The sequence below is a fragment of the Sphingopyxis sp. C-1 genome (genome assembly GCF_001047015.1).
In the GTDB taxonomy this organism is placed as follows: domain Bacteria; phylum Pseudomonadota; class Alphaproteobacteria; order Sphingomonadales; family Sphingomonadaceae; genus Sphingopyxis.
The window spans coordinates 3,109,888-3,123,430 of sequence record NZ_BBRO01000001.1; the positions used below are offsets into that span (position 1 = coordinate 3,109,888).

The window sequence follows — 13,543 nt, forward strand, 5'->3', positions numbered from 1 at the left end:
TACTCGCCACACGCCCGGAAACGTCTATCTCCGCCATAAGTTGCATGGCCAATATGCTCGATAAGCCGCCAATTTCTGGCTCTCCAACCTATGTTAAGCTGTTCGAGAATGTTCACATTCGAAAAATGGCCGATTCTCGACTGAAGCAAGGGCGGGCTAACAGCAAAGTCCGCGCATGATCGCCATTGCCGGTGAGCACATAGGTCGTTGTTCGAGCACCCCAGCTTTACCGATCGCTCCAATCCGCGTTGGACATGGGAAGCAACAATTGATATCGATATCATAGAAAGGAATATCATGCTCGATCCCGATATCGCGGCCGCTATGGGCCAACCGCAGGACATGCCGCCGCTGAGCCCCGAGATCATTCCGATGATGCGCGCGCATATGGCGATGATGGGGGCAGCAATGCCCGGGACCGACATTGATCATGTCGAGGGCTTTGACGCCGACGGTGTGCCGGTCCGCCTCTATCGCCCCGCATCGGATACCCCGTTGCCGCTGCTTGTCTTCCTGCATGGCGGGGGATGGATGTTCGGCGATCTCGACACGCATGACGCGATGACGCGCCACCTCGCTGCGGCGAGCGGCTGCGCGGTGCTTGGCGTCGGTTATCGGCTGGCGCCCGAGCATAAATTCCCGGCAGGTCTGGACGATGCGATGACCGCGCTCGACTGGGCGCGCCGGTCGGCGGCCGACCTGGGATGCGACCCCCATCGTATCGCGCTCGGCGGCGAAAGCGCGGGCGGCAATCTGACCGCTGCCGTTACGCTGCGCCTGCGCGACGAAGGCAAGCCGCAGCCGCTGTTCCAGTTGTTGATCCATCCCGCGACCGACATGAGCTTCTCGCTGCCGTCGTTCACCGAAATCGCGGCACCCGGCCTGTCGAAAACCTATCTCGATGCATGCCGCGAATATTATCTCGGCGATGTTCCAGAGTCCGATCCGCTCGCTTCGCCGCTCCGCGCCGACAGCCACGCCGGCCTTGCCCCGGCGATCATTCTCACCGCCTCGGAAGATCCGCTGCGCGACGACGGCGAATATTATGCCGCCGCGCTGGTCCGGGCGGGCGTCGAAACGCTGGCCCGCCGCCTGCAGGGCCTGCCGCACGGCTTCCAGTTCCTGCCGATCACAATTCCCGCCGTCGCAGCCGCCAATGACTTGATCGGAGGGCTGGTCCGCCGCTACTTCGCGGCTACATAGGGTTTCGGATTTTCGGGGGACGTTCAATCATGGGCAAGATCGGCAAGGACGAACGCCCGACCATGGAAATGGTCGCGACGCTTGCCGGCGTCTCGAAAATCACCGTGTCGCGCGCGCTACGCGGCAGCAACCTTGTCCGTCCCGAAGTCCGCGAGCGCATCGTGAAGGTCGCGAACGAGGTCGGTTACCGGATGAATGTCGCGGCGCGCAGCCTGCGCACGCGCGAAACCCGGACCATCGCGGTGGTGATCGACCAGATCGACCCAGGCCGCCAGTCGCACACCGACCCGCTCATCCTCTCGATCATCGGCGGCCTGCTCGAAACGCTGACCCCGGCTGGCTATTCGACCTTGCTGACCACCAATGAGCATTTCCTGTCGTCGAGCGCGGTCGGCGCCGATGGCGCCGTCATGCTGGGCCAGGGCGAAGGCGCGCACCGCGTGACGCAGGTCTCTGCAATGAACTTGCCGATCGTCGTCTGGGGCGAGCCCGTCCCCGGCGTCAGCGCAAAGGTCGTCGGCAGCGACAATCGCATGGGAGGCAAACTCGCCGCCGAACATCTTGTCACACGGGGCGCCACGCGCCTGCTGTTCCTTGGCGATATCCAGCACCCCGAAATCGCAGCACGGCTGGAAGGGTTTCGCGAAGCGCTGGCATCCAGCGAGGCGCGGCTGGTCGGCGCCCTGCCCTGCCCCTTCACCGCCGAGGGCGGCGCGGGGGCGGTACGCAGCGCGCTCGACGCCGGAACAGCGTTCGACGCGCTCTTTGCCGCAAGCGATTTCATCGCCGCCGGCGCCTGCGACGCACTGTCGGGACGCGGGCTCTCGGTCCCAGGCGACGTCTCGATCGTCGGTTTTGACGATGCGCCGATCGCGAGCGTGCATCGCCCGTCGATCAGTTCGATCCGTCAGGACGGCGCCGAGGCCGGCCATGCACTGGCCCATGCCGTGATCGCACTGATCGAGGGCAACGCATCCATCACGGCACAGGCGCTTCCCGTCGAGCTTATTGCGCGCGAGACCAGTCGCTAACCAAGGTGTTTGCGGAAGAAACCGGCGATGATCCCGTAAGTTTCGACCGACTCGGGCAAGTCGACGTCCATGTGATGCGCGTGCCAGAGGCCGTCGAACAGGACAAAGCTGGCATCGACGCCCGCCGCGAGCAGGCGGCGATGCATGACCGACACGGCGCTGGCGGCGAAATCGCGCGTCGCCGAGATGAGTAAGCTCGGCGGGAATCCAGCCAGCGTTCCGGGGTGTTCGGCCGACAGCACAAGCGGATCGGCAAGATCCGCGCCCCAAAAATAGGGAAGCTCCTCAACCTTCGGCGCAGCACCCGTCCCAGCCCGCGGGTCGAACAGCGCCTGGGCCAGCGCTGCGTCGCCTGCGAATGGAACCGGCGCGCCATGGAAGATGCCGATTGCGCCCGGCGTAGGCAGTCCGTCATGAAGAAATCGCGCGACCGCCTGCGTCGTCAGTACCGCGCCCGCCGAACAGCCATATATACCGATCTTCACCGGTTCGACCGTTTCGATCAGCGCGCGATACACTGCGACGACATCGTCGACAGCGGCGGGATAGACATGCTCGGGCGCAAGCCGATAGTCGATGGCAAGCACACGCATCCCGGAAACCGCCGCGATCGGGACAGCCTCCAGCAGCGCACCCGGCCCTTCGCCCCACATGAACCCGCCGCCATGAAGGCACAGCAGCACCGGCGCATCCGCCGCGCCGCCGGTCGGAGCGACCTCATAGACCTTCACACCCGCAATCTCGCGCTCGTCGATATCTACGGTGTATTTCGCCTGCGCCTTGTCGAGTAGACGCTGGTTATAGTCGCGGAAAAAGGGCCGCGCATCAGCGAGGTCAGACGGCGTAGCCGATTCCCGAAGGAAAGCGCCGAACCGCGCCTTCGCCGCGTCACTGACCCATGGCCCAAATTGCTCGGCGTCGCTCATCCCATCCACCTGCATCCCGCCTCTCTCATTCGATCCACTTTATGTTATCGATAGCACTTAGAAATCATCCCTAGTGATAGCCTTTCCCGTAGATCGCGCAAGCCCTATTGACATCGATAACATTTTCACGCATTCGCATCATCGACCGGACGAATCCGGCTATCCTTTGGGAGGGAAGTGATGATTTCGATGCGTTCCGCCTTTCTGCTTGCACTCGCGAGCAGCGCGAGCCTGCTGCCCGCCGCCGCCTTTGCGCAGACCGAAACGCCGCCGGCCGACGAAACCGCCACCAGCGACGACAGCGGCCTTGGCGACATCATCGTCACTGCCCGCCGCCGCGAAGAGAATCTGCAAAGCGTGCCGATCGCGGTCACCGCCTTCACCGACGAAGCGCTCGAGCAGAAGGGCGTTACCGACCGCACCTCGCTGGCCGACAATACGCCTTCGCTGTTCACGATCAGCGGCGGCTACCCACGCGAGTTCGCCTATTTCGCGCTTCGCGGCCAGGGGCCGGCGTTCGGATCGACCCCCGGCGTCGTCAATTATTTCGCGGAAGTCCCGAACAGCGTGAACGTCGACGGCCGCGTCGGGACCTATTTCGACATGGCCAATATCCAGGTCCTGGCGGGACCGCAGGGCACATTGTTCGGCAAGAATGCGACGGGCGGCAACATCCTGTTCGAGCCCGTCAAGCCGAAGGACGAGTTCGAAGGCTATGTCCGCGTCCAGCTAGGAAATTATAACGACCGCCGGATCGAGGGTGCGCTCAACACGCCGATCGTTCCAGGCCGCGTGATGCTGCGCGTCGCCGGCGAGGTCGGACGCCGCGACGGCTATACCAAGGATGTCGGCCCCTTTTTCGAGGGCAAGGATTACGACAATCTCTCGTACGAAAGCTTCCGCTTCGGGCTGACGCTGGCGCCGACCGACAATGTCGAACTCTATACGATGCTGCGCTATTATCATTCGGACAATAATGGCGGCGGCACCGTGCTCGGTGCGTATAATCCCGCCGCGGGGTTCGACGCCACAGCATTGGGATTGGGGTTCCTTCCGGTCGCCGCCTTCTACCCAGGTGTGCTCACCGCGGTCGCCGAGCAGCAGGCACGCGGCCCGCGCCGCGTATCCTATGACCTCGACCAGTTTTCGGAGACGAAATATTGGCAGGTGATCAACCAGGCGTCGGTGCAGCTCAGCGACAATATCAAGCTGCGCAACATCATCAGCTATTCCGAACTGCGTACCATTTACGGCTATGATTATGATGCGATGCCGTTCCCGATCGCCGGGCAGACCGGACGCATCCCGACCGTAGCCCCCAATTTCTTCACCGAGGAATTGCAACTACAGGGTAAGCTGTTCGACGATGCGGTCGATTTCTCGGTCGGCGGTTATCTCGACCGGCAGAGCTGGAGCGATCCTGCAGGAATCGAAACATATATCTTCTTCCCGATCGGGACGCTCGTTCCGACAATCTCGGGCTTCTTCACCCAGACGAACAAAAGCGAGGCGATATTCGGGCAGGCGACGGTCGATCTCGGCAAGCTTTCCCCGGCACTCACCGGGCTCAGCGTCACCGGCGGCCTCCGCTACACCTGGGAGCATAGCTTCACGGCGCAGACCATCGGTGGACCGCCCGAAGTCTCGGGTTCGGTCGACAGCGACTATCCAAGCTATACCGCGACGCTCGATTATGATGTGACGCCGGGCGTCCACGTCTATGTCACCGCGCGCGACGCCTATAAGTCTGGCGGCGTCAACGGCCCGGTGCCGGTCGGTTCGCAGTTCCGCACCTACAAGCCCGAACGGCTGTCCGACATCGAGGTCGGGCTGAAGTCGCAATTCTCGCTCGGCAATGTCGATGTTCGCGCCAACGTCGCGGCCTATCGCGGCATCTATGACAATATCCAGCGCACCACGGCAGAGGCGGTCGATACACCGAGCGGGCCGGTGCTGCTCAACGTCACGCGCAGCGCGGCGAAAGGCAAGATCCAGGGCGTCGAGTTCAACCTCGCGGTCGTCCCGGTAAAGGGGCTGACGCTGAACGGCAGCTACTCCTATATCGACGCGCGCTATACCGAGGTTGCCGACGGAAGCGCCGGAGCGATCCTCAACGGCGCGCCCTTCCCCTATACGCCCAAGCACAAGATTTCGGTCGGCGGCTCGTACGAGACGTCGCTGGGCAGCGCGGGCGATCTGGTACTGGCGGTCAACTATGCCCGCCAGAGCCGGGTCTCGACAGCGCAAACCAACAGCAGTTTCTACAACTTCCTGCCTGCTTATGGTGTGCTCAACGGCAGCATTGGGCTCAAGGACATCGGGGGGCGCCCGATCGACCTGACGCTGTTCGCCAACAATATCACCAACGAGGCGAAGCCGGTCGGCGTGCTCGACCAATATGCGCAGTCGTCGGGCATGGTCGGACTGACCTATACCGAACCGCGGATGTACGGGGTGCGGATCGGCTACCGGTTCGGGAACTGACCGGGTGGCGGCCTCTCCCGTTCAGCCGCCTTTCGCGCCGACCGTCAGCGCGGAAGCCCGCGCGGCCATGGAGCCTCTCGTAAAGGCAGGCTCTGCGCCCGAAATGACCGCGACGCTGATGCGCAACGCGATCACGCGTAAGGCGGTGCGTGCGGCGGCCGCCAATCATCTGAAGCCGCTGAACAAGAGCCGCGCGAAGCGGTTCGATGTCGAGGTCGAGAAGGGCAAGGTCGCCGGCGTCCCCGTCAAGTTTGTGCGGCGCCGCGGAAGCGACACCGCTGCCAACCGGCGGCTGCTGATCAACTTTCATGGCGGCGGCTTCATGGTCGATTCGGGGTCGGAGACTGAAACGATTCCGATCGCGGGGCTGACCGGGATTTCGATCATCACCGTCATGTATCGCATGGCGCCCGAACATCCGTTTCCTGCGGCGGTGGACGATGCGCTGGCGGTCTATAGGGATGCGCTGGAGCATCGGCCGGCCGGATCGATCGGCATTTACGGCACCTCGGCAGGCGCCGTTCTGACGGCGCAGCTTCTCGCACGGATCAAGGCCGAGGGACTGCCATTGCCGAGGGCAGCGGGTGTCTTTTCGGGGTCCGCCGATTTCGCGCTCGTCAGCGATTGCGAAGCCTTTCTACCGCCGATCATGGGGTCGCGGTCGGCGCCCGAAACCCTGGCCGATTACAGTGTGGGAACCGACCGCACCGATCCGCTGTTGTCCCCGATCTACGGCGACCTGTCGGGACTGCCGCCGACGATGCTGATGACCAGCACCCGCGACCAGTTGCTGAGCCAGACGGTGCGCTTCCATCTTGCGCTGCGAAAGGCCGGCGTCGAGGCCGACCTGATGGTTTATGAAGGCATGCTTCATGCCTTCTGGGCTTATATGGAGTGCCCCGAGACCGACGACGCGCTCGCGGCGCAAGCTGCCTTTTTCCAACGTCATCTGGCAAGCTGATGGGTGCCGAACCCAGCCCTGCGGACCTTTATGGCCCGCTGCTTGCAAAGGTGCAGGAGCGCGCCATCCTGCCCGACGGCAAGACCTTCGTCGACGCGCTGCCCAAGCGGCCCGTGGCGGAGATCATGCGCGATTTCGCGCAGCTTCCCGCAGGAGACGAGGCGCTGCTCTCGTTCATCGCGGCCAATTTCGACCTGCCCGTCGCGGCGGAGGGCGCACGCCCCGCGGTGCTACCGCTCCGCGACCATATCCGCGCTCTCTGGAAGGATCTCGCCCGCGCGCCCGAACAGGCCGCAAGCGGATCGGCCCTCCCCGTCCAGCACCGGCACGTCGTCCCCGGCGGACGTTTTCGCGAAATCTATTACTGGGACAGCTTCTTCACGATGCTCGGTCTCGTCCGCGATGGCGAACTCGAGCTCGCCAACGGAATCGTCGATGCGCTGACCGACCTGATCGACGCGCACGGGCACATTCCCAACGGATCGCGTACCTATTATCTCGGCCGGTCGCAGCCGCCGCTGTTCCATATGATGGTCGAACTGCTCGGCGACGACCGGCCCCAGGTTGCGGCGCGGCGGCTGTCGGCGATGAAGCGCGAACATGCATGGTGGATGGAGGGCGCCGAAAGCGTTGCGCCCGGCCAACAAAGCGCCCGCGTCGCGCGGCTCTCCGACGGCCATCTGCTCAACCGCTATTGGGACCCGCGTGATACGCCCCGCGACGAAAGCTGGCGCGAGGATGTGGCGACCGCTTCCGACAGCAGCCGTCCCGCCGGCGACGTCTATCGCGACCTTCGCGCCGGCGCCGAAAGCGGCTGGGATTTTTCGTCGCGCTGGCTGGACGGCGAAGCGCTCTCGTCGATCCGCACGACGATGATCGCCCCGATCGATCTCAACGCGTTCCTGTTCGGCCTGGAAACCGCCATCGCCGTGAGCGGCGACGCCGAGGCTACCTATTACGAACGCCTTGCCGCCGACCGGCGCGAGGCGATGAATATCTATCTCTGGAATGCGGCCGATGGCTATTTCGGCGACTACGATATCGGGAACGGAATGCTTCGCAGCCCGCTGACGGCTGCTTCTCTGGCGCCGCTTCTTGTCGGTGCCGCCACGCAGGAACAAGCCGACGCGACGGCAAAAGCGGTCGAGAGCGGCCTGCTTGCTTCCGGTGGGCTCAACACGACGCTGAACCACTCCGGCCAGCAATGGGACCGGCCGAACGGATGGGCGCCGCTGCAATGGATCGCCGTCGCGGGCCTGCAAAACTATGGGCATAATGCCTTGGCGCGGGACATCGCGGCGCGCTGGGTCCATACGGTTGGCGCGACTTTTGCCCGCACCGGCCTGTTGTTCGAGAAATATGACGTCGAGACGTCGGGGGCGGGCGGCGGCGGAGAATATGAAACGCAGACCGGGTTCGGCTGGACAAATGGTGTAACCGCCGATTTTATCGACCGTTACGACCTGTTGCCACCGACGGCGCGATAAGCGCCACGAAAGGAGAGACGATGCTGCCCGGTTTGATGCAGGACGCCCCCCTGCAGATCAGTGCGATACTGACCCACGCCGCGCGCGCACATGGCGCGCGCGAGATCGTCTCCAAGCTCGCGGGCGAGCCGCTATGGCGCTATGACTGGGCGGGCTGCGAGCGGCGCTCACGGCAGGCCGCACAGATGCTCGGAACGCTCGGGATCGATAGCGGCGACCGTGTCTCGTCGCTCGCATGGAACACCCACCGGCATCTCGAACTCTTCTACGGCGTCCCCGGCATCGGCGCGGTTCTGCATACAGCGAACCCGCGGCTCAGCGACGAGCAGATCGCCTTCACCATCAACCATGCGGGCAGCCGCATCCTCTTCTTCGATACCAATCTCGCCGACCTGGTCGAGCGGTTGAAGCCGATGTTGCCCGCGATCGAGCATTATGTGCTGCTCGGCGCACCCTATGAGGCGATGATCGCCGCTGAGGACGGCAATTTCGACTGGCCGCGCTTCGACGAAAATGCTGCGGCCTTCCTCTGCTACACCTCGGGCACCACCGGCGACCCCAAGGGCGTGCTCTACAGTCACCGTTCGATCGTGCTGCACGGGATGGCGGCGGGCCTCAGCAGTGCGTTCGAGTTCAGCGCCTTCGACGCCATCATGCCCTGCTCGTCGATGTATCATGCGACGGCATGGGGCTTGCCGTTCACGGCCGCGATCAACGGCTGCAAGCTCGTCCTGCCGTGCGACAAGATGGACGGCGCCAGCCTTGCCGAACTGATCCTCGATGAAGGCGTCACCTTTTCGGGCGGCGTACCGACGATCTGGACGATGTATCTCGCCTATCTCGAAACCAGCGGGAAAGGCGTTGGCGACCTCAAGCGCCTCGTCATCGGCGGATCGGCGGTCCCGCGTGCGATGGCCGAGACCTTCCGTGAACGCTATGGCGTCACGGTCCTCCAGATATGGGGGATGACCGAGACAAATCCGCTCGGCGTGATCGCGACCCCTACCCCGCTGCTGATGGCAGAGGGCGAAGAATTCGCGACCGAAACGATCCTGACGCGTCAGGGCCGGATGCAGTTCGGGATCGAGCTGCGCATCATCGACGACGAAGGCGCTCCGCTGGCGTGGGATGGCGAACAGGCCGGCAAGCTGCAGGTGCGCGGGCCGTGGGTGGTCGATCGCTATTACCCCGACCTTCCCGCCGCCGATACCGACGGTTGGTTCGATACCGGCGATATCGGGACGATCGACCGCTTCGGCTTCCTGCGCCTTACCGACCGCGCGAAGGACGTCATCAAGTCCGGGGGCGAATGGATCAGTTCGATCGACCTTGAAAATGCCGCGGTCGGCTGCCCCGGCGTCCGCATTGCCGCAGTGATCGGCGTTCATCACCCGAAGTGGGAGGAACGGCCGCTGCTCGTCATCGAAACGCATGACGGCGAGACGGTTGCCGCGGATGCCATCCGCGCACATCTCGAAACCCGCGTCGTGCGCTGGTGGATGCCCGACGACATATTGTTCGACACCGTTCCGCTGACCGCGACAGGCAAGATCGACAAGAAAACGCTTCGCGACCGCTACCGAGACCATCTCGCGAACGGTTGATCCGCCCGGCTATTTCGCAGCAGCGAGCTTTTCCTTGAAGAACCGCGCAATCAGTTCGTTCGCCTGGTCGCTTTCGGGAATGTCCATATAAGCCCAGAAGGCGTGCGGCAGGCCGTCGAACACGACAAGGCGCGCGTCGACGCCTTTTTCGGTCAGCGCGCGGGCAAAGATCGACGTGGGACTGAGCAAAAAGTCGCGCGTGCTGGTTACCAGCAATGTCGGCGGAAAGCCCGAGATGTCGCCATGTATCGGGGACAGGATCGGGTCGGTGAGCGGCGTCTTGCCCGCATAGGTGGCGACCCAGTCGAAACCGGGGCCGGGCATCCACGATTCCGAATCACCTTTCACGCTGGCATCGGCATTGCCGGAGAAATAGCCGAGCGCTGCCGGCATCGGTTTGCCCATGCTGGTCAGCTTCGCGACAAGCTGCCCCGACAGCCCTGCACCGGCCGACGTCCCGAACACGCCGATGCGGCTCGCCTTGCGATCCTTTTCAAGCGCCTGATAGACCGCGAGCGCATCGTCGAGCGCCGCGGGATAGGGATGCTCGGGCGTCAGGCGATAGAGCACGGCAACGACCGGCAGGCCGCTGCGCGCCGCGACCGGGATCGTCTCGGTCAGCGAACCTGAATCGATCGCGAAGCCGCCGCCATGAAGGTTGAGCAGCACCGGACCCGTTCCGAGTTCGCTCACGCCCTTGGGATAGACAATGCGTACCGGGACCCCCGCTATCGTCGAGGTCTCGATCCGCACCTCATAGCGTTTCTCAAGCTGCGCGCCGAAGGTCGCCTGCATCATGTCGGCGAATTTACGGATCTCTTCGACCGGGGGCAGCGGGTCGGGCATCTTTTGCGCCGCCATCTCGGAGGCGACCGCGCGCCCCTTGGGGGTTACCGTTTCGGGAAGCGGCCAGTCCTGCATATTTTGCACCTTTGGTGCCTCCTGCGCGAATGTGGGAGCTACCGGCGCGAGCAGGGCAGCCAAAAACATTATCTTGTGACGCCTCATGATTCGACTCCCGATGCAGACAATCCGTTCGTGTCGATCTCCGCCTCCCGCTCTCCGCGCGGCCAGGCGCAGATCGCACCGAGCAGCGCGAGAACCGACATGGCGAGATAGGCAACGGCCAGACCATAGGACCAGAGCAGGCCCGACCCCGCCGTCGCGACCGCCAGCACCACGCCGAGGAGCACGGCGTTCATCCCCTGCGCGGTGGCGCTGAGATGGGTCGGCACGCGCTGCGCGATCACAAGCATGATGCCTAGGATCGTTCCCGTCGCTGTGATGCCGTTGAGCAATTGCCCGACAACGAGGACTGGAAGCCCAGGAGTGGTCGCCATGATCGCCCAGCGCAACGCTCCGGCCACCGCGCCCGCGACAATCAGCAACCGCGGGTCGCGGTTCCCGAGCAGCTTTGCCCCAAACCAGAAAGCCCCGATCTCGGCCGCAACCGCAAGCGCCTGCAGCAAGCCGATCGTCGTTGTCGATATCCCCTGCGCCGCCCACTGGATCGCACCGAAGCTGGTCAATACGCCATGGCTTCCCATGATCAGCGAGGCGGCGATCATCGCGAGGATCAAGCCGCGATCGCCGATCAGGTCACGCCATCGCCCGCCGGTGGCACCATCCGACGCAGCGAGCCTGCGGTCCGATGGCAACAGAAAGGCAACCATCGCCGGCGCCAGCAACAACGCCGCGACCATCAACGGCAGCATCTTGATCCCAAAGGTGGCGATCGCCCAACCCGCCGCCGCATTCGAAGCGACCACCGCGATCGAGCCCCATACGCGCAGCCGCCCGAAATCGAGCGATCGGCTGCGCACGGCCATTACCGCATAGGCATCGGTCAGCACCGGGATCTGGTCCCAGACGATCGAGAAGAAGATGACGATCGCGATACGGCCTGCGTGCCCCGGCTCGCCAAGCAGGAGGAGGACGATCGCCGCGGACGCGAGCGAGGTATAGGCGATCGCGTCGCGTACCCGGCCGCGCCGGCCGACAAAGGCCGAAAAGGGAGCGACCGTGAGCAACCGCAAGATCAGCGGGATCGCGAGCAGAACGCCAATTTCCTCTGGCGAAGCTCCTGTCGCCTTCAACCACAGCGGCAGGAATGCGAAAAAACCATAGTGGATATAGAGAGCGAGATAGAGGCCCGAAACGCCTAGACCCAGCCTGCCAAAATCGCCCGTAGGCGAACCCAGACCACCGCCTTCGGCCGCAAAATCCCCATGTCTCGTATCCATATCTCTCTCCCGTAGAGACACGCATAGCTGCAATTGTTATCGATGTCATTCAATTTTCGAACATGGCCCATCTGCCGAGAAAGGTCAGCCAGGGCTTTGAAAACAGCTCCGGTCGGGAAACGAAGCGTAACTGCTGAAGCGCGCGGGCCGGCGCCTCAGACACCGGCCGCATGACAGCGGAAGGACCTAGCCCCCAACGCCGGGTTTCGCCAACCGGCTGCGGTGCTGTCCGTATATTGCATAGAGGCCAAGGCCGATCAGATTCCAGATCAGGCACCACAAGAGGGTTTCGACCGGCAGGCTCAGGAACAGATAAAGGCAGCCTCCAACCGTTCCCAATCCGACCAGCCAGGCCGCACGAACGCGAAATGGCCGGGGCATATCGGGTGCGCGGCGGCGAAGAACGAGCAGGCAGATCCCGACCGCCATGAAGGCGATCAGCGTACCGGCGTTGGCGAGCGCCGCCACCTTGCCGATCGGGAGCAGGCCGGCGAGGACCGCGACGATCAGTGCGGTCAGCAGCGTTATACGCGTCGGCGTGCCGCGCCCCGAAATATGCGCGAGGCGCTGCGGCAAGAAGCCGTCGCGCGCCATCGCGAGGAAAATCCGGCTTTGGCCATAGAGGAAGGCGAGCAACACGGTCGGCAGCGCCACCACGGCGGTCGTCGCCACGACCTGGGCAATGCCGCCCTGCCCGATAGAGCGCAGGATCAGCGCCAGCGGCTCGGGGCTGTCGGCGAAGTTTGTAAAGGGCGTCGCGCCGACCGCCGTCGCGGCGACAAGCATATAGATGAGCGTGCAGACCGCCATCGACCCGATAATCGCGATCGGCAGGTCGCGCGCCGGGCGCTTCGTTTCCTCCGCGGCGGTCGAAATCGCATCGAAGCCGTAGAAGGCGAAAAAGATGATCGCAGCCGCCGCCATGACGCCGCGTTGCACCCCGTCGCCGTCGACGTGCGCGACGTAACCATAAGGCATGAAAGGATCGAGATTCGCTGCGTCGAAATAGGGCAAGGTGTAGCCAACGAAGAGCAGCAACGTGACAATCTTCACGACGACGAGGACCGAATTGATCCGGGCGCTCTCGCGCGTCCCCATCAGCAACAGGCCCGCAACGACCGCGATGATCGCGACCGCTGGCAGATTGATCAGCCCGCCGAGTTCGGGACCGCGGGTCAGCGCCTCCGGAAAGCCGATCCCCATCAAAAGCGGCGACGCATAGCCCGACCAGCCCACCGCGACCGTCGACACGACGAGCGAATATTCGAGGATCAGGCTCCAGCCGACGACCCACGCGAAGACCTCGCCCAGACCGGCATATGAATAGCTGTAGGCGCTGCCCGCCGCGGGCATCATCGCCGACAGTTCGGCATAGGCGAGCGCGGCGCAGGCACAGACGGCCCCGGCGATGGCGAAGGAAACCAGCACGGCCGGGCCTGCCCTGTCGACGCCGACGCCGATCAGGGTCAGAATGCCCGTGCCGATGATTGCACCGACGCCCATGGCCATAAGCTGCGGCCAGGACAGGCTGGGCGGCAGCGCATCGGCGCTTCGTTCGCCGGGCGGCAGGACGGGTTTGCGGCGGGTCCAGTTATTCACGATGC

At 64.0% G+C, this 13,543-nt stretch carries 10 protein-coding genes; 6 read left to right on the forward strand and 4 right to left on the reverse strand.

What is annotated here, in order from left to right; translation table 11 throughout:
* Positions 1-297: 297 nt before the first annotated feature.
* Positions 298-1,203, forward strand: coding sequence for an alpha/beta hydrolase (locus SC1_RS14505; RefSeq protein ID WP_062183096.1), 906 nt, complete (start codon positions 298-300; stop codon positions 1,201-1,203).
* A gap of 29 nt (positions 1,204-1,232) precedes the next feature.
* Positions 1,233-2,234: a LacI family DNA-binding transcriptional regulator gene (locus SC1_RS14510; protein ID WP_062183100.1), complete on the forward strand. Its 1,002-nt coding sequence runs from the start codon at positions 1,233-1,235 to the stop codon at positions 2,232-2,234.
* On the opposite strand, the gene SC1_RS14515 is transcribed toward SC1_RS14510, so the two are convergent.
* On the reverse strand, positions 2,231-3,160 hold the full coding sequence (locus SC1_RS14515) for an alpha/beta hydrolase (protein WP_193749183.1): 930 nt from the start codon (positions 3,158-3,160) through the stop codon (positions 2,231-2,233). The two genes, SC1_RS14510 and SC1_RS14515, sit on opposite strands and share 4 nt — an antisense overlap.
* Positions 3,161-3,340: 180 nt before the next feature.
* Here SC1_RS14515 and SC1_RS14520 point away from each other — a divergent pair, with 180 nt between their 5' ends.
* From SC1_RS14520 to SC1_RS14535, 4 genes are all read left to right on the forward strand, one after another.
* Entirely contained in the window at positions 3,341-5,644 is a 2,304-nt protein-coding gene (locus SC1_RS14520) for a TonB-dependent receptor (protein WP_062183106.1), read from the forward strand.
* Between the two features lie 67 nt (positions 5,645-5,711).
* Positions 5,712-6,605: an alpha/beta hydrolase gene (locus SC1_RS14525; RefSeq protein WP_083435862.1), complete on the forward strand. Its 894-nt coding sequence runs from the start codon at positions 5,712-5,714 to the stop codon at positions 6,603-6,605.
* Positions 6,605-8,092 (forward strand): alpha,alpha-trehalase TreF, encoded by a 1,488-nt coding sequence (gene treF / locus SC1_RS14530; RefSeq protein WP_062183112.1) that lies wholly within the window; start codon positions 6,605-6,607, stop codon positions 8,090-8,092. Before SC1_RS14525 ends, treF begins: the two co-directional genes overlap by 1 nt.
* Before the next feature lie 20 nt (positions 8,093-8,112).
* The gene (locus tag SC1_RS14535) at positions 8,113-9,696 is read left to right on the forward strand and encodes a long-chain fatty acid--CoA ligase (RefSeq protein WP_202966801.1); all 1,584 of its coding nucleotides are present in this window, start codon (positions 8,113-8,115) and stop codon (positions 9,694-9,696) included.
* Between the two features lie 9 nt (positions 9,697-9,705).
* Here SC1_RS14535 and SC1_RS14540 read toward each other — a convergent pair whose 3' ends face one another.
* The 3 genes from SC1_RS14540 to SC1_RS14550 form a co-directional block, all read right to left on the reverse strand.
* Positions 9,706-10,617 carry an alpha/beta hydrolase gene (locus tag SC1_RS14540; protein ID WP_062183115.1) on the reverse strand — a complete coding sequence of 304 codons (912 nt, stop codon included), beginning with the start codon at positions 10,615-10,617 and terminating at the stop codon, positions 9,706-9,708.
* Between the two features lie 83 nt (positions 10,618-10,700).
* Positions 10,701-11,939: an MFS transporter gene (locus SC1_RS14545; protein ID WP_062183117.1), complete on the reverse strand. Its 1,239-nt coding sequence runs from the start codon at positions 11,937-11,939 to the stop codon at positions 10,701-10,703.
* Between the two features lie 186 nt (positions 11,940-12,125).
* On the reverse strand, positions 12,126-13,538 hold the full coding sequence (locus SC1_RS14550) for an amino acid permease (protein WP_062183120.1): 1,413 nt from the start codon (positions 13,536-13,538) through the stop codon (positions 12,126-12,128).
* Positions 13,539-13,543 lie beyond the last annotated feature (5 nt).